The sequence below is a fragment of the Bacillus sp. 491mf genome, from assembly GCF_900112415.1.
GTDB lineage: Bacteria > Bacillota > Bacilli > Bacillales > Bacillaceae_G > Bacillus_A.
In genome coordinates this window covers 46,105-63,075 of the sequence record NZ_FOLV01000020.1, presented here as the reverse complement: position 1 = coordinate 63,075, position 16,971 = coordinate 46,105, and the positions used below count along the sequence as shown (strand labels likewise).

19 protein-coding genes, 4 tRNA genes and 4 riboswitches are annotated in these 16,971 nt (G+C 37.7%); of the genes, 21 read left to right on the top strand and 2 right to left on the bottom strand.

Annotated elements, in window-relative coordinates:
• Positions 1-73: 73 nt before the first annotated feature.
• The 6 genes from BM211_RS17110 (at position 74) to BM211_RS17085 (ending at position 2,850) form a co-directional block, all read left to right on the top strand.
• Positions 74-144 (top strand) — tRNA-Trp (locus BM211_RS17110).
• 10 nt (positions 145-154) lie between these two features.
• Positions 155-231 (top strand) — tRNA-Ile (locus BM211_RS17105).
• 3 nt (positions 232-234) lie between these two features.
• Positions 235-309 (top strand) — tRNA-Asn (locus tag BM211_RS17100).
• A gap of 1 nt (position 310) precedes the next feature.
• Positions 311-382: transfer RNA gene (locus BM211_RS17095), tRNA-Glu, on the top strand.
• Positions 383-1,014: 632 nt separating this feature from the next.
• Positions 1,015-1,434 carry a CBS domain-containing protein gene (locus BM211_RS17090; RefSeq protein WP_035433048.1) on the top strand — a complete coding sequence of 140 codons (420 nt, stop codon included), beginning with the start codon at positions 1,015-1,017 and terminating at the stop codon, positions 1,432-1,434.
• Positions 1,435-1,698: 264 nt separating this feature from the next.
• A complete protein-coding gene (locus BM211_RS17085; RefSeq protein WP_090998709.1) occupies positions 1,699-2,850 on the top strand; it encodes a DUF3965 domain-containing protein in 1,152 nt (383 codons plus the stop codon).
• 326 nt (positions 2,851-3,176) lie between these two features.
• Here BM211_RS17085 and BM211_RS26790 read toward each other — a convergent pair whose 3' ends face one another.
• Positions 3,177-3,533 carry a hypothetical protein gene (locus BM211_RS26790; protein WP_090998707.1) on the bottom strand — a complete coding sequence of 119 codons (357 nt, stop codon included), beginning with the start codon at positions 3,531-3,533 and terminating at the stop codon, positions 3,177-3,179.
• A gap of 6 nt (positions 3,534-3,539) precedes the next feature.
• Positions 3,540-4,697 (bottom strand): SH3 domain-containing protein, encoded by a 1,158-nt coding sequence (locus BM211_RS17075; protein ID WP_090998705.1) that lies wholly within the window; start codon positions 4,695-4,697, stop codon positions 3,540-3,542.
• Between the two features lie 557 nt (positions 4,698-5,254).
• A riboswitch (TPP riboswitch) is annotated at positions 5,255-5,362 on the top strand.
• Positions 5,363-5,421: 59 nt separating this feature from the next.
• Positions 5,422-5,522, top strand: a riboswitch (TPP riboswitch).
• Between the two features lie 86 nt (positions 5,523-5,608).
• Here BM211_RS17075 and tenA point away from each other — a divergent pair.
• From tenA to kdpA, 15 genes are all read left to right on the top strand, one after another.
• The gene (gene tenA, locus BM211_RS17070; RefSeq protein WP_035433040.1) at positions 5,609-6,304 is read left to right on the top strand and encodes a thiaminase II; all 696 of its coding nucleotides are present in this window, start codon (positions 5,609-5,611) and stop codon (positions 6,302-6,304) included.
• Positions 6,273-7,016, top strand: a complete 744-nt coding sequence (locus BM211_RS17065; protein ID WP_035433038.1) for an ABC transporter ATP-binding protein — start codon at positions 6,273-6,275, stop codon at positions 7,014-7,016. Before tenA ends, BM211_RS17065 begins: the two co-directional genes overlap by 32 nt.
• Positions 7,013-7,765 carry an ABC transporter permease gene (locus BM211_RS17060; protein WP_035433036.1) on the top strand — a complete coding sequence of 251 codons (753 nt, stop codon included), beginning with the start codon at positions 7,013-7,015 and terminating at the stop codon, positions 7,763-7,765. The genes BM211_RS17065 and BM211_RS17060 overlap by 4 nt, the downstream gene beginning before the upstream one ends.
• Positions 7,762-8,763 (top strand): ABC transporter substrate-binding protein, encoded by a 1,002-nt coding sequence (locus tag BM211_RS17055; RefSeq protein WP_090998703.1) that lies wholly within the window; start codon positions 7,762-7,764, stop codon positions 8,761-8,763. Before BM211_RS17060 ends, BM211_RS17055 begins: the two co-directional genes overlap by 4 nt.
• A gap of 10 nt (positions 8,764-8,773) precedes the next feature.
• Positions 8,774-9,403 (top strand): thiazole tautomerase TenI, encoded by a 630-nt coding sequence (gene tenI, locus BM211_RS17050; RefSeq protein ID WP_035433032.1) that lies wholly within the window; start codon positions 8,774-8,776, stop codon positions 9,401-9,403.
• On the top strand, positions 9,387-10,496 hold the full coding sequence (gene thiO / locus BM211_RS17045) for a glycine oxidase ThiO (RefSeq protein WP_035433029.1): 1,110 nt from the start codon (positions 9,387-9,389) through the stop codon (positions 10,494-10,496). The genes tenI and thiO overlap by 17 nt, the downstream gene beginning before the upstream one ends.
• 143 nt (positions 10,497-10,639) lie before the next feature.
• On the top strand, positions 10,640-10,843 hold the full coding sequence (gene thiS / locus BM211_RS17040) for a sulfur carrier protein ThiS (protein ID WP_035433028.1): 204 nt from the start codon (positions 10,640-10,642) through the stop codon (positions 10,841-10,843).
• A gap of 2 nt (positions 10,844-10,845) precedes the next feature.
• Positions 10,846-11,616 carry a thiazole synthase gene (locus BM211_RS17035; protein ID WP_090998701.1) on the top strand — a complete coding sequence of 257 codons (771 nt, stop codon included), beginning with the start codon at positions 10,846-10,848 and terminating at the stop codon, positions 11,614-11,616.
• On the top strand, positions 11,609-12,628 hold the full coding sequence (locus tag BM211_RS17030; protein WP_090998699.1) for a thiazole biosynthesis adenylyltransferase ThiF: 1,020 nt from the start codon (positions 11,609-11,611) through the stop codon (positions 12,626-12,628). Before BM211_RS17035 ends, BM211_RS17030 begins: the two co-directional genes overlap by 8 nt.
• Before the next feature lie 14 nt (positions 12,629-12,642).
• Complete coding sequence (gene thiD, locus BM211_RS17025) at positions 12,643-13,455, top strand: bifunctional hydroxymethylpyrimidine kinase/phosphomethylpyrimidine kinase (RefSeq protein ID WP_090998698.1); 813 nt, start codon at positions 12,643-12,645, stop codon at positions 13,453-13,455.
• 91 nt (positions 13,456-13,546) lie between these two features.
• Positions 13,547-13,691: riboswitch (cyclic di-AMP (ydaO/yuaA leader) on the top strand.
• 94 nt (positions 13,692-13,785) lie between these two features.
• Positions 13,786-14,187, top strand: a complete 402-nt coding sequence (locus BM211_RS17020) for a hypothetical protein (protein WP_035433023.1) — start codon at positions 13,786-13,788, stop codon at positions 14,185-14,187.
• A gap of 16 nt (positions 14,188-14,203) precedes the next feature.
• Positions 14,204-14,428, top strand: coding sequence for a hypothetical protein (locus BM211_RS17015; protein WP_035433020.1), 225 nt, complete (start codon positions 14,204-14,206; stop codon positions 14,426-14,428).
• 423 nt (positions 14,429-14,851) lie between these two features.
• Positions 14,852-14,995, top strand: a riboswitch (cyclic di-AMP (ydaO/yuaA leader).
• 99 nt (positions 14,996-15,094) lie between these two features.
• Entirely contained in the window at positions 15,095-15,199 is a 105-nt protein-coding gene (locus BM211_RS17010; protein ID WP_035433018.1) for a hypothetical protein, read from the top strand.
• Positions 15,196-15,276 (top strand): K(+)-transporting ATPase subunit F, encoded by an 81-nt coding sequence (gene kdpF / locus BM211_RS17005; protein WP_020062503.1) that lies wholly within the window; start codon positions 15,196-15,198, stop codon positions 15,274-15,276. The genes BM211_RS17010 and kdpF overlap by 4 nt, the downstream gene beginning before the upstream one ends.
• 19 nt (positions 15,277-15,295) lie before the next feature.
• Positions 15,296-16,963, top strand: a complete 1,668-nt coding sequence (gene kdpA / locus BM211_RS17000) for a potassium-transporting ATPase subunit KdpA (protein WP_035433015.1) — start codon at positions 15,296-15,298, stop codon at positions 16,961-16,963.
• Positions 16,964-16,971: the final 8 nt, after the last annotated feature.

Genomic DNA, 16,971 nt, shown 5'->3' with positions numbered 1-16,971 from the left:
TTAGCTCAATTGGTAGAGCAACTGACTTGTAATCAGTAGGTTGGGGGTTCAAGTCCTCTAGCCGGCACCACTTAGGGGCATAGTTTAACGGTAGAACAGAGGTCTCCAAAACCTCCGGCGTGGGTTCGATTCCTACTGCCCCTGTAAGAAATATGGGCCTATAGCTCAGCTGGTTAGAGCGCACGCCTGATAAGCGTGAGGTCGATGGTTCGAGTCCATTTAGGCCCACCATATTCCGCAGTAGCTCAGTGGTAGAGCTATCGGCTGTTAACCGATCGGTCGTAGGTTCGAGTCCTACCTGCGGAGCCATGGCCCGTTGGTCAAGTGGTTAAGACACCGCCCTTTCACGGCGGTAACACGGGTTCGAATCCCGTACGGGTCATTATAAAAAGAGTCAGCAGAATGCTGACTCTTTTTTGTAAAGAAAAATAATATTATGTATTATACCTTCCATATTCCTTCTTTGATTAATGAGCTCCTTATACATATGTTTATTTGGCTACTTTTGTGCAGTAAGAAGTAGTTGAATATAGCAATCCTACTGATGGTCGTTTCACGCTATGATAACAATTAGTATATTTTTTATTATAAATAATGAAGGATTTTGTATGGTTTTGTGTAATTAGGAAAGAATATAGTACATTATTTTATTACTAATTTATTATTTTAGCTATACTTAGGTTACAGTTTAAAGTATTTCTTTTACTAGCCTCAACTTACTTATTGCTCTGTATTTTTACAAGTTGTTTTCTGAAATCAGAACGATAAAGTTATATTTACTCTCCGTAATTCTAATGTTTTTAGAATTGATCATTATAGCAACGAATATCCAATTTATTTTATGGTTAGTAGTTAAGCATCTGATTGGGATTTTAAACAATGATGTTTCGTTTCCTTCGTTTTCTACATTTGTTTTTAGTGAGAGATGGTGTCAGGTTTACCTTTTAAGGAACTTGCGAATTGAAATGTAGAGGGTTGGAAATGCTAAGGTGTGTAAAGGAGGGTAAACGATTTATGACAACTGTTCGAGAATTGATGAGCACAAATATTGTACAATGTACACCATTAGATAACGTATATGAAGCGGCTGTAAAAATGAAAGAAGAAGATATAGGAATGATTCCTGTCGTGGAGAATGATCAAGTTGTTGGTCTAGTAACAGACCGCGACTTGGTTGTGCGGGGAATTGCAGAAAAGCATCCAGGTTCCAATCAAATTACAAATATTATGACAACAAAAATTATTTCCGTATCACCTGATGACGCTATTGAAAAGGCGACTGAGTTAATGGCACGTTACCAAATAAGAAGATTGCCAGTAGTTGAACATGGGCAACTTGTTGGAATGCTATCACTTGGTGATTTAGCAACGACTAAATATGCAGATGATCAGGCAGGCGAGGCCTTAAGCGAAATATCAGAACAAACAGACTAAAGAAAGCAAAGATGTAGTGAAGGATAAACTATTTACATGGACTCCATTCGTTTCATTCATAATCTGTGGGGGCTTCCCCGCAGATTAAATTAACTTTTTATATAATCACTTTTGACGTTTTTGTTAATAACTATTAATATATGAAAAAAATGGTATACTTATGAATATAAGTATTATATGTTATTTTGAATATAGTGATATTCATAATTAATTTAATAGCATTCAAATATTTTATCATACATATAGAAAATGGGGGGGAATTATATGGAGATTATGCAAACCGAGCCTAATTGGAACTTGGTTACGGATGCGTATGTGGAGCCGAAAAATTTTGCTGATTTACTTTCTTTGCTTATACCAGAGTATCCAAAGGGAGAAGGAAAAGAACGAACGATTCTGGCTTGGAAAGAAAAAGAATTTTATAAGAAAGAAAATTTAATTCCTTTTATTTTATATGGAATGAAAAAATTACATGATTTGCCGAAGTTTCATAAAGATGAAATGCCAACTTTAGTCCGAATTATTCGTTTATGTCAACAAGTAGGATGGTATCAACAGGCTTATGATTTTATGGTTGCAGAGGGATTAGAGGAATTCGTGCAAACATCGCTAGAGTACGAATCATGGGATGTATTTACACAAGTGGTTGCTTGGAATTATTTAATTATAAAACAGAAAGTTACGGAATTAGAAAGTAATGATGCTTTTATTTGGGAAAGAATTAAATTTAATGTAGAGTGTATTGAAAAGTATAAGACACTTTTGTCTCATAAAGAAATGATGGAGATTATGTTTCTGTTTCTTTGTAAAGAAGCAAAGGGATTATCAAAAGAGCAGTTAGATGAAAATTTAATGAAGTTGGCGATATATTGCAATACATATATTTGTGATGTATATACGTTAGATTTATTAAAAAAATATAGAAAATGTACAGATTTCTTAACATATTATGAACCAAGCCGTGCTGCTGTAGCATGTCAGCGTGCAGTGATTGCACAAATGTCTGATCGCCTTAATCCGTTGAAGACAATTCATGTTGATGATTATTTATTTGTTATAAAAGAGATAATGGAGCATATATCCTTTGAATTTATAACAAAATATGAGCACTTTATTGGGAAATTACTATCATATATTCCATTTTTTGAAATGATTCAAGTTCCACAACAAATGTATTATTGTGAAGAACTTATGTTTATATGCAAAGGAATCGGTTATAAAGAGGAACTACTACGCAATTATATATTTGTTCAATTACCAAATTGTTTCCCATCCTTTATTAAACAATTTTTAAAGAATAAGCGTTATGCATCAATACATGACATTTTATTTTATTGGTGCAGTGATGAACAACGTATGAATCTAGAACATAAATATAATTTAAGTTTTATTTATGAGCAATATGCATGCGGTTAAAATAGTTTTATATTAGACTTTTAATTCTATATACTAGTAAAAAACTTTTTTTAGAAGAGGACGAGGGCATTTGGCCGTGCATAGAAGCGGTCATGGTCTTTTCCTTTTCGGTACGATTCAGCTCAGTAAATTGACTATTTTTATGTTGAATATTGTCGGAGGGTCTTTATATCATGTCGAAGCGCCGATATATTCTAAAAAGTGGTCGATATATTGTGAAAAGCGCCGATATATTGCAAAGAACGGTCGATAATGTAAAAAAGGATTCCACATCATGTGGAATCCTTTTTTAGTAGTAAAGAAAATAATGTCAAAGAATTGCGGCGTTATTTTCCTATTTTCCACGTTTTTTCATGTTGTTGCTGTTGTTTACGATATTCTGGAACGTATATATACTGAGATACTATAAGAAGAATAGTTATAAAAAACACTGGAAACATTGCGGAGACATGGAAGCCATTATAAATAATGCTTGTTAATAAAGAACCTATAATGAATAGTGCGGTATATATGTGTGAAATATGTCGCTTTAGTCGGATCTTGAATATTTCCATAATCACTTCGCAAGCAACAAACGCAATAATAATGTTTAATAATACAATGTTTGTGTTATAAATTAATAAGCAAAAAATTAACCCGAAAAATGCTAAATACTCAATAAGTAACGAAATATTACGTGCCATAATGCGTTACCTAACTAAGAAAGGAAGTGGATTTACAGCATTTGTTTTTTTAAGATTCCATTCCCCGTTATGTAATTCAAAATGTAAGTGTTGACCAGTTGAATGGCCTGTATTTCCCATATAACCGAGCAATTGGCCTGTTGCCACTGTATCTCCTGCTTTGACAGCTCGACTTTTCATGTGAGCATATACAGTTGTGTATAACTTCCCGTTTATATGATGAGCAACAAATACAACATTTCCGTAACTTGTAGAATAATATGATTTAACGACAGTTCCAGGTGCTGAAGATTGGATTGAAACATCTCCTGTTGCTGCAAAATCTATACCATAGTGCATTGCTCCCCAGCGTTCTTCAAATCCTGAACTTATTTTTCCTTGAGTAGGATATTTAAATACAGCTGGAATAGATGGTGTAGCTTGCTGTTTGGGTTGTTGTTGCTGCTGTTGTACTATATAATGCTGTGCGACATAGCCATATCCTGATCCATAGCGAATTTTATACCATGTTCCCAAATTCTCAACGACTTGTACTTGTGTTCCATGTGTTAAAGAACCGATAATAGCTGTATTTGTTCCTGCTCCGCTACGTACTTTTAATGTAGGAGTGGCAACAGAATAAGAATTTCCACCTTGTACAGTAATTCCTTTTACTAATGGTTGATCAGCGTTAGATAAAAACTCTTTCTTTACATAGCCGATTGTTCCATTATGTACAATTTTATACCATCCTTCTCGTTCCTCTTGAACAGTAACAAATTTCCCATTTGGTAATACAGTAATAATTTTAGATTGTGTATTTGGTTCAGTGCGAACGTTTAATACATCTGTATTTACGATATACTGATTCCCACCATCGTGTGGTTTTGTTAAAGAAATTGCTTCTTTTTTGACATAGCCAGTTTTATTGTGAGCGTAAATTTTATACCATTCATTTGTTGTTTCAAGAATTGTAACGGGAGTGTCACGTGTAATGCTGTCAATAACAGAATCTGCCCCATTAGGACTATTGTACATTTGTAATGTTTCTATTTTTACATAACCAATTTTGGTTTTTGCTGTTTGCTCTGCTGCTGCGGTATGTACATTAGATTTTGCTATAGAGGGAAGCATAGCGGCAACTGTTACAGTAGTTGCTGTTATTGCTGCGACTTTTAAATTCATATATTCATAGACCTCCTTATGTAATAAGCTATTATGAATGAAATCATAATATAAAGCTGTTGAGTTTGTAATATATTTGTTGATTCAGGACAAGCAAATATTTTTTCTCTATATATACAAGTTAAAAAATCGACTTAAGGAGAGCATCTGGATGAGCTCTTACCGCACAAGCTATGCTATATTCTGCATAGTGGCGACTTACATGTCGAAAGATTTAAATGGATATATAATAAAAGGATAGCAGATTTATAGCCGTTCTGGAAATAGATAGAAGAAATTCATTTTTTTCTGAACTTACAGTATGTTTTTGAAATATTTTCGTAACTACTCATCCATACATTTCATTTAGAAGTTTGGTAAGAGGTATTATTCTAGTGAAAATAAAAAAGGCCCTAACTACTCCTATACATAGCCAATCCCTCCCAGGCCATGAAGAAATGCTTTTCTGTCTTTTTTTCATAGAGGGACTGAGTAGTTACATATTTTCTTTTGTTTAATTCAAAATGAAAAGAGTTGCCGATGAGATATGGTGATGGTATACTGACTATGTTAAATGAATATACTGCTAGGGGAGCTAGTGTTGCTAGCTGAGAGTAGACCGATAGTCTTTGACCCTTGAACCTGATCTAGATGATGCTAGCGTAGGGAAGCAATTTGGACGATATAAATAACGTCCCCGTTTCTTTATGCATAGAAACGGGGATTTTTTCTTAACAATTTTATAGAACACCACTAGGGGTGCTTAAAAGCTGAGAGAGGTAAAAACCTTAACCCTTATAACCTGATCTAGGTGATGCTAGCGTAGGGAAGTGGAAACAACAAATGAGTTTTTCTTTTGTTTGCTGTGGCCACTTCTTATATGGAAGTGGCTTTTTTATTTGGAAACATACATACAGGAAGGGGAAGCGGAGATGACATTTTGTGAAAGACTATTTGAAAAGGTGCAACCTATTTGGGAGAAGAGTCACAATCATCCATTTGTAACAGGGATGGGAGATGGAACGTTAGAGAAAGATAGATTTCAATATTATATTGTTCAAGATTATTTGTATTTGTTAGATTACGCAAAGCTATATGCAATTGGTGTTGTCAAAACAACAAATCCAAAAGTGATGGCGAAATTTGCTGAACAAATTGATGGAATTTTAAATGGGGAAATGACGATTCATAAACAATATGCAAAACGCTTAGGAATTTCTGTTGAAGAGATGGAATCCGCAAGGCCATCAGCTATGAATCTAGCATATACAAACTATATGATGTCTGTTTCTCAAAACGGTACACTGGCTGAGCTAATTGCAGCATTGCTTCCATGTATGTGGAGTTATTGGGAGATTGGAAAGCGTTTAAATGCGATTCCAGGAGCACGCGATCATGAATTTTTTGGTGAGTGGATTCAAGGATATAGCTCTGAGGAATACGGGAATCTTTGTGTATGGTTAATTGATTTATGTAATGAAATTGTAATTGGGAAAACAGAAGAAGAACGAAATCGTTTAGAAGAGATCTTCTTATATTCCAGCCGTTTTGAATATTTATTTTGGGATATGGCATATCGTAAGGAGATGTGGGGGTTTGAAGAGCAAGAACATACTACAATTTCATAACGTTTCTTTCCATTATGATGAGAAACCGATTATAGAGGGTCTTAATGCTGCAGTACAAGAAGGGGAATTCATTAGTATTATTGGGCCAAGTGGCTGCGGGAAAAGTACATTGTTTCGGCTTATTACGGGACTTGAGAAAGAAAATGCTGGCACGATTGATGTAATGGGAACAACTCCTGTTGGCTATATGCCGCAAAAAGATATGTTACTCCCGTGGCGAACCATTATTGAAAATGCAGCTTTGCCTCTTGAATGCCAAGGAATGAAGAAAAAAGAAGCGCAAATGAAAGCACTAGAGCTGCTGGCGCAGTTTGGACTGCAAGGATATGAAAAGAAGTATCCAAAAGATTTATCAGGCGGAATGCGGCAACGCGTATCGTTTATTCGGACGTTGTTAACGGGAGGCGACCTCTTACTATTAGATGAACCGTTTAGTGCACTTGATGCATTAACGAAGGCATCTCTGCAAGAATGGTTGTTTGAACAATGGAAACATTGGCAAAAAACGATTTTGTTTATTACACACGATGTTGATGAAGCGCTGTATCTTTCTAATCGTATTTTTGTCGTAACAGAGCAGCCGATTACATCATTAACTGAGCGAGTTGTACCCCTTGGACAAGAGCGCTCTCGAAAGGATTTGCATCGCCTGGAAATGCTAGCGTTAAAAGATGAACTTATTGGCATGTTGCAAAGACAGGTGCTTGTATGAAGCGAATTATAGATTATGTTCCGGCTATTATTGTAACTGCTATTTTGCTGATTGGATGGGAAATAGGGGCACGGATTCTTGATGAAATGTACATTTTGCCGTCTCCAAGTGCCATTGTTCGAAAAATATGGGATTTGCGGGATATATTGCTTACGGTGCATTTACCAGCAACGCTTTCTGTTACAGTGATCGGCATTGTCATTTCTATCGTATTAGGCGTTGGGTTAGCGATGTTGATGAGTATGAGCTCATTTGCTGAGAAGGCATTTTATCCGCTCTTAGTTGCTTCACAAACGATTCCCGTTACAGCTTTAGCACCATTATTTGTTTTATGGTTTGGTTATTCGATTTGGAGCAAGGTTGTTGTCACAGTACTGATTACGTTCTTTCCTATTGCAGTGAATACGTATGATGGCCTTTGCAGTACGAAAAAGGATTGGGAAGAGCTTTTAATTACATATGGTGCAACAAAAAAAGATATATTTTTCAAATTGAAATTGCCGTCTGCGCTTCCCTATTTTTTTTCAGCTTTAAAGGTAGCTGTGCCATTTAGCGTGATTGGGGCAGCAATTGGTGAGTGGCTCGGGGCACAAGCGGGGCTAGGCTATTTTAGTAAACGAATGATGACACAAATGGATGGTGCGGGTGTGTTTGCGCCAATTGTTTTATTGTCATTACTCGCTATTTTCTTTGTATTACTCGTTTCGATATTTGAGAAGAAATTGATTAGTTGGAGGAAGCATTCATGAAACTAGTAAAACGCATCTTTGTGTTTACATTATTAATTGCGATGATTGCTGGGTGTTCTAGTAATTCAGCATCAGAAAAGAAAAAAGGTGAAAAAGAAGTAACTGTTATGCTCGATTGGTACCCAAATGCAGTGCATAGCTTTATTTATGCAGCAATTGAAAAGGGCTATTTTAAAGAAGAAGGTGTGAAGGTACATATTAAATTCCCTTCTAATCCAACTGATCCATTAACGTTAGCAGCAGCAGGAAAAGTAACGGTTGGATTGTATTATCAGCCTGATGTTGTAATTGCGAGAGCGAATGAACACATTCCAGTGAAATCTATCGGTGCCGTTGTTCGTTCTCCTTTAAACCACGTTGTCTCGCTAAAATCAGCAGGTATTTCTTCTCCTAAAGATTTGGAAGGAAAAACAATTGGATATTCAGGGACACCGTTAAGTGAAGAATATGTAAAAACGATGATTAAAGGAGACGGGGGAAACCCAAATAACGTAAAAGTAGTCGATGTTGGTTTTGATTTAGTACCGGCTCTTACTACGAAAAAAGTAGATGCTGTTACAGGGGCATACATTAACCATGAAGTTCCAGTCATGCGTCATGAAGGTTACGAGCCAGCATATTTTAACCCAGCGGATTACGGTGTACCGAACTATCATGAACTTGTATTTGTAACAGGCGACAAAACATTGAAAAAAGATAAAGAAACATTACAAGCCTTTTTACGCGGGGCGAAAAAAGGTTATGAATTTATGAAAAAAAATCCAGATGAAGCATTAAACATTTTATTAAATCATCAAGAAAAAGAGAATTTCCCGTTGATTCCAGAAGTTGAAAAAGAAAGTATGAAAATTTTATTAGACAAAATGGAAACGAAAGATGAACCATTTTTATCAGATACAGCAAGTTCGTGGGAAAAACAAAACAAGTGGTTAAAAGAAAAAGGAATGACAAAAGAAATGGTTCCGGCAAATGAGTTGTTTGAAAACATTTTAAAGTAGGCGAATGGATATGAAAGCTGAGCTTCACGTTATATCAAATGGTCGTATGTCATTTGAAGAGTTAGCGAATATAGCAACTGATATTGAAAGTGAAATAGATTATTTGCACATTCGTGAGCGAGAGAAAAGTACGAAAGAGTTATATGAAGGTGTGGAAAAGCTCTTATATAATGGGTTTCCTTCTTCTAAACTTGTCATCAATGATCGGATTGATATTGCAATTTTATTCAATATTAGACGTGTACAACTTGGATATCGCAGCGTGGATGTAAAGTCTGTTAAAGAAAAGTTTTCTTATTTACATGTTGGTTACTCCGTTCATTCATTTGAAGAAGCTGTATTTGCTTTTCAAAGTGGCGCAGATTCTCTTCTATATGGACATTTGTTTCAAACGAACTCTAAAAAAGGAGTTCCGCCAAGAGGATTAGCTGGGATTACTGAAATAGCAAAACGCTTAACAATCCCAATCAACGCTATTGGAGGGATTACTCCTAATCATACAGCAGAAGTACTTGGCACCGGGGCTAATGGTATTGCAATTATGTCTGGAATTTTAAGTGCCGCAAAACCAAATGAGCAGGCCAAATTATATAAGGAAACGATACGAAAGTGGGCGAGAAATCATGAAAAAAATATATGATGTTGCCATCGTTGGCGGCGGTGTAATTGGAAGTTCGGTTGCACATTTCCTTGCTGAAAGAGGTTATAAAGTTGCCATCATTGAAAAACAAAAAATTGCTTCTGAAGCCTCTAAAGCAGCAGCAGGATTATTAGGTGTCCAGGCGGAGTGGGATGAATACGATCCGCTATTTGAATTAGGCAGGAAAAGCCGCGCAATGTTTCCGAAACTTGCAAGTCTATTACGTGATAAAACCGGAATTGATATCGGATATGAAGAAAAGGGGATTTATCGCATTGCTCAAAATGAAGAAGAGAGTGTCCGGCTTCTTCATATTATGAAATGGCAGCAGCAAACAGGAGAAGAGTCCCATTTTATCTCAGGAGAAGAACTACGAAAAAAAGAACCCTATTTATCTACTTCGATTATTGGCGCAGTTTACCACCCAAAAGATGGTCATGTCATTGCCCCGGAGCTGACGAAGGCATTCGCTCACTCCGCTGCGATATCTGGTGCGGACATATATGAAGAAACGGAAGTGTTTGATATTCAAATGAAGAATCAGCGTGTCACAGGATTACTGACATCAGAAGGTGCGATCGCCTGTGAAAACGTAGTAATTGCTGGAGGTTCGTGGAGCACAAAACTATTACAATATTTTCATCATGAGTGGGGGACATATCCTGTAAAAGGTGAAGTCGTTGCGGCGCGCAGTCGTAAGCCGCTTCTACAAGCTCCTATTTTTCAAGAGCGATTTTATATCGCACCGAAGCGCGGCGGACGTTATGTCATCGGGGCAACAATGAAACCTCATACATATAACAAAGCGGTGCGCCCTGAAAGTATTACTTCTATATTAGAGCGTGCATATCGGATTTTGCCAGCATTAAAGACAGCAGAATGGGACGGAGCCTGGGCAGGGTTACGTCCGCAATCGAATCATAATATGCCGTATATCGGCAGGCATGAAGAGATTACTGGTTTATACGCCTGTACGGGCCATTATCGAAATGGAATTTTATTAAGTCCCGTTTCAGGAGAATATATGGCTGATTTGATAGAAGGAAAGCAAGAGAATCGTTTACTAGATTCGCTGCTTTCACAATCTATATAAATCAATCTAAAACCTCTTTCTTTCTTTTGGAGGGCGAGAGCAAGAAGCGGTTAGGGCCTATTAAAACAAAGGGAGAAAGCAAACAGCGGTCGTGTTTTGCTTTGCATAACCGCGATGTATATTTTTCGTAAGGAGATGAAAGCTTGAACTTAAAAATTAACGGAAGACAAGTAGATGTACCAAGTGAGGTTAAAAGCGTAGCTGATTTGCTTGTTCATTTAGGATTAGAAACGAAAATTGTTGTTGTAGAACGCAATCAAGATATTTTACAAAAAGAGGATCATCAAGATACATCTGTTTTTGAGGGAGATCAAATTGAAATTGTAACATTCGTAGGAGGCGGTTGATTATGTTAAAGATTGGGCCATTTACTTTTCAGTCTAGATTGTTATTAGGAACAGGGAAATTTTCCGACTTTGATGTGCAAAAGAAAGCGATTGAAGTATCAGAAGCAGAAATTTTAACGTTTGCGGTGCGTCGGATGGATATTTTTGATGCAGAGCAGCCCAATTTACTAGAAAAAATTGATGTAACAAAGTATACACTTCTTCCAAATACAGCGGGAGCAAAAACAGCAGAAGAAGCAGTGCGCATCGCCAAACTAGCGAAAGCGTCAGGGTTATGCGACATGATTAAAGTAGAAGTAATTGGTGATGATAAAACGTTATTGCCAGATCCAGTTGAAACGTTAAAAGCGTCAGAAATGCTATTAAAAGAAGGGTTTATCGTCCTGCCGTATACGTCTGATGATGTTGTGTTAGCACGTAAATTACAAGAGTTAGGCGTCCATGCGATTATGCCTGGTGCATCGCCAATCGGCTCTGGTCTTGGCATTGTAAATCCATTACATTTAGGCTTTATTATCCAGCAAGCTACTGTTCCCGTTATTGTTGATGCAGGCATTGGTAGTCCAGCTGACGCAGCATTTGCGCTGGAATTAGGTGCAGATGGTGTGTTATTAAATACAGCTGTTTCGGGAGCAAAAGATCCTGTGAAAATGGCAGAGGCAATGAAGCTTAGTATCCAGGCAGGAAGATTAGGCTTTGAAGCAGGACGTATTGCTCGGAAGCGCTGCGCGATTGCAAGCAGCCCGTTAGAAGGAATGAGCGTTCTTGAATAATCGATATTCCCGTCAAGTGTTGTTCTCTCCAATTGGAGAAGAAGGACAGCAAAAAATAAGAGAAAAACATGTACTGATTATTGGAGCAGGAGCACTTGGTAGTGCAAATGCAGAGATGCTCGTTCGCGCTGGAGTTGGCAAAGTGACGATTGTTGACCGTGATTACATTGACTGGAGTAATTTGCAGCGTCAACAGTTATACTGCGAAGATGATGTGCAAAACCATTTACCAAAAGCAGTGGCAGCTAAACGGCGCTTACACGCCATTAATAGTGATGTAGTTGTAGAAGCTTACGTACAAGATGTAACAGCGGAAGAGTTAGAACAACTGATCACAGGTGTAGATATTATCATCGATGCAACAGATAATTTTGAGACGCGTTTTATTGTAAATGATATATCCCAAAAGTATTCTGTTCCATGGATTTATGGAGCTTGTGTTGGTAGTTACGGTCTTTCTTATACAATTTTACCAGGAAAGACGCCGTGCCTCTCTTGTTTATTACAATCGATACCGCTCGGCGGAGTGACATGTGATACGGCGGGAATTATTTCGCCTGCCGTATCCATTGTTGTATCACATCAAGTTGCGGAGGCATTAAAAATTTTAGTAGAAGATTATGAGGCACTGCGTGATGGGCTTGTGTCATTTGATGTATGGAAAAATGAATATTCATGCATGAACGTACAAAAATTGCGAAATGAGCACTGCTTATCGTGCGGAGAAGAAGCCGTTTATCCGTATTTAAGCAAGGAGAATACTTCTAGGGCAGCTGTTTTATGCGGTAGAAATACAGTACAAATTCGTCCGCCACATAAAGAGCAGCTTCATTTGTCTATGTATCAAAATTTGCTGCAAAATCGGGTAACGGATTTAACAGCAAACTCTTATTTACTATCATTTTCTGTTGAGAATAAACGGTTAGTGGCATTTCAAGATGGCCGTGTGCTTGTGCACGGAACAAAGGATATAGCGGAAGCAAAAACGATTTATCATCGTTACTTTGGGTAAAAAGGGTGAGGGAAATGAAAGTGAATAAAGCATTAACGATTGCGGGCTCTGATAGCGGCGGCGGTGCCGGGATTCAAGCAGATTTAAAGACGTTTCAAGAACTCGGTGTGTACGGAATGACAGCCATTACAGCGATTACGGCCCAAAATACGCTCGGTGTACAAGGAGTGTATCCTGTTCCTACAGAAGGAATTGAAGAGCAGTTACATTCTATTGGGACGGATTTAACGCCTGATGCAGTAAAACTTGGAATGTTATTTAGTAGTGAAATTATTAGAGTCGTAGCTGAAAATATTAAATCATTTTCATGGAATAATATTGTGCTAGACCCTGTAATGATTGCTAAAGGCGGAGCGTCATTATTACAACAGGAAGCTGTTACAGCATTAAAAGAACATTTGCTGCCGCTTGCAACGGTAATTACGCCAAATGTCCCTGAAGCAGAAGTATTAACAGGAATGAAGATTGATACGATTGAAGATAGTAAAGAAGCTGCGAAAATGCTGCATGATTTAGGGGCGAAGTTTGTCGTCATGAAAGGCGGGCATGCAGCATATCAAGGGAATAAAGTAATTGATTTATTGTTTGATGGAAATAAGTTTATGGAATATAGAAGTAAACGGATTGCGTCTCTTCAAACACATGGAAGTGGTTGCACGTTTGCGGCAGCTGTAACAGCCGGACTCGCGAAAGGTTATGAAATTGAAGAGGGAGTTCGGGAAGCGAAGAGCTTTATTAGTATAGCGATTGAAGATGAGTTGAACATTGGAAGCGGTCACGGACCAACGAATCATTTTGCATATGGACGTAGAAATATGCGTGTATAAATATGTATTTTTGAAGAAAGCCAGTTGGAAAAATTGGCTTTTTTCATGTTTACTTTTTCCAAAATCAGGAGTAATATATCAGCCAGAATCTATTTTTTGAACGCTGAATCCGAAATTTGGAGCGGAGGAACCAATTTTGTGCATTGTCACTTGGGGTGAATCCTTTTTTGAAGGTAGGGCTACTCTCAAAGCCCGAATCCGACAGCTAACTCCGTAAGCGTGTTGAGAGAGGATGGTGCAAGTGAATACATCAATTCATCGATCCGACTAGCATAAAAAGAATTTTAATCGATAGTTAAAAATTCTTTTATGTGAAGGAGGATCCAGTGCATGGATGAGGAAAAAGAGTACATGCTCATTTGTGTAGGTGAAGTTGCGAAAGTAAAGAGTTTGCATGATTTAATACCTTTTCAAAGTGAAATGGTTATTTTTACAGCAAGTGAATATGTGGCAAGTGAAGTGAAAGCATGTGGATTTCAACAAGCATATTGTTGCCCAGATGACCCGAGCATGATTGTGAAAGTATGCAAAGCAGTTAAAAAAATCATTTTGCTAGGAGATGAATTATCCACAATTAGCTTCTTCGCCGAACGTATTCGCTCTTCATTTACCGCGCCTATTACAGTCGTCACGCGAAATAAACAATATCCTAAGCACCTCTATAAAACGATTGGAATTCAATTAGTGGTGTTTACAACTTGTGATAACATTTCGTTTTTGACTTTAGAGTAGGGCGGAGGAATCGGATATGAAAGTATTACTTTGCCGTGAATTAGCAAAGCGCTGGGCGTTATCGTTAGAGCGAGTACAGGAGTTAGCTGAACATGATCCATTCTTTCCGAAGCCATATGTAATTCTTCCGCCAGAAGGTATCTGTTTATATTTAGAACAAGATATTATTGAATATGAGAAGCAACATGCGGAATTGGTGAGAGTATGTATTCGGGGGCGTAATTTACGGTCTTTTTTATGATTTAGCCCCTTTCTTTTTAGGGTGGGCGAGAGGTTCTGGCCGTGCATAGTAGCGGCCAGGGCCTTTTTTGTGCCACGAGCGGGGTTTAAAACAAAAGGAGCAAGCGAGTACGAGGTCTTGGCCGTTTATAGTAGCGGTCAGGGCTTTTTTTGTCACGTGTGAGGTTTAAGACAAGGAGAGAAGAGCAGGTTATGTTGTGTTTGATTTATAGAGATAATCTTCTGTTTTTTACTTGTAAAAGAACGTATACATAATGAAAAAGGAAGAAAATGAAAGAAAAAAGATGATAAAGATGTATTTATCCTTGATGTAAGCGTTTAAAAGGGGGGATATTTTCATATTTTAGTTATTTTCCCTCTTTACAAGTAAAATTTAGAGGAGTATATTTACATTCATAAATTGTTCATAAAATTTCCAAAAAACAACCTGATATCGCTGAGTCCAGAAATGGAGCGGGGGAACCAATTTTGTGCATTGTCACTTGGGGTGAATCTTTCATGATGAAAGTAGGGCTACTCTTTAGGCCCGAATCCGACAGCTAACCTCGTAAGCGTTTGGAGAGGAGGTTTACTTTTGTGTTGTTCATTTTCGAACACTGAGTAGATCCTCAGTGTTCTTTTTTATGCTTTTGATGGTAAAATTTTACATTTTAGTGAGGGATGAAGAATGTTAGATATCGCTATGATAGCAATTTTAGTTGTGTTAGTTGGGACAATGATCGGTCTTGTAAGATGGTCGGATAACGTTGTGAAAGAAGGGAAGAAGCAATGAGTATTGCAGTATCCATTATTGTTGGCTTACTTACTGTGTACTTAGTTTATGCGCTATTAAATCCAGAAAAGTTTTAATTAGGGGGAAGGGTTTATTATGATTTGGATTGCCGTTTTGGTCACAATGTTATTATTTGTTCTTGTTGCAAAGCCAACGGGGATTTATTTAGAGAAGGCGTTTCAAGGGAATCGTAAATTGGATAAAGTGTTCGGACCTTTTGAAAACATTATTTTTAAAATTTCCGGTGTGAAGCCTTATAACCAGAGCTGGAAGCAATATGCATTGTCATTAGTTGCGCTTAATGGATTTATGATTGTTGTTGTATATTTCATACTTCGTTTGCAAGGCGTATTGCCATTAAATCCAGCTCATGTTCAGGGGATGGAACCTACACTTGCTTTTAATACAGCGATTAGTTTTATGGCAGATACAAACTTGCAGCATTACAGCGGTGAAAATGGTGTATCGTACTTATCACAATTAATTGGAATTACGTTTTTAATGTTTACAGCACCAGCGACAACATTAGCAATTGTAATGGCTTTTATAAGAGGTTTAGCAGGGAAAGAACTTGGAAATTTCTTCGTAGATTTTACACGTGCTTTAACGAGAGTTTTTCTCCCAATTGCATTTATAGCAGCGCTTGTCTTCGTTGCACTTGGTGTACCGCAAACGTTAGAAGGAGCAGCTACAGCTCATACAATTGAGGGTGTGAAACAAAGTATATTACGTGGCCCGGTTGCTTCTTTCGTTTCTATTAAGGAATTAGGGAACAACGGCGGAGGATTTTTCGGTGCAAACTCAACGCATCCATTTGAAAACCCAGGTCAAATTAGTAACATTTTACAGATGATGTTAATGATGCTGTTACCAACGGCTCTGCCATTTACGTACGGAAGAATGGTCGGGAATAAAAAACAAGGACGCGTTCTTTTCGTTTCTTTATTCATCGTATTTTTAATGGGATTTACAACGATTGTGACGTCAGAGTTACATGGAAATCCAGTGTTAAATGAAATGGGGATGCAGCATAGTCAAGGCAGCGTAGAAGGAAAAGAAGTTCGCTTTGGAACAGTCTTTTCGTCACTGTACGCAACGGTAACAACGGCAGCGGAAACAGGTGCTGTTGATACAATGCACGATACGTTGACACCAACTGGCGGTTTAGTACCACTTGTCAATATGATGTTAAATACAGTATACGGCGGGGTTGGTGCTGGATTTATCAATATTATTATGTACGCAATCATCGCGGTCTTTATATCGGGGTTAATGGTCGGACGTACACCAGAATTTTTAGGGAAGAAGATTGAAGGAAAGGAAATGAAATTGATTGCGGTAACGATCCTATTTCATCCTTTACTTATTTTAGGGTTTTCAGCACTGGCTCTTTCCACTCATCTCGGAACAGATGCAATTTCAAACTCTGGCTTTCATGGTTTGACACAAGTTGTATATGAATATACTTCTTCGGCAGCGAATAATGGTTCTGGCTTTGAAGGGTTAGGAGATAATACAGCATTTTGGAATATTACGACTGGTATCGTGATGTTTTTAGGACGTTATTTCAGCTTAATTACAATGCTCGCTGTAGCGGCTTCATTAAAAGAGAAGACGGTAGTACCAGAAACAATCGGAACATTCCGAACAGATAACGGTTTATTTGGCGGTATTTTCATAGGAACAATTGTAATCGTTGGGGCATTAACGTTCTTCCCGATGTTAGTGTTAGGACCAATTGCAGAATTTCTTACATTGAAGTAATGGAGGAG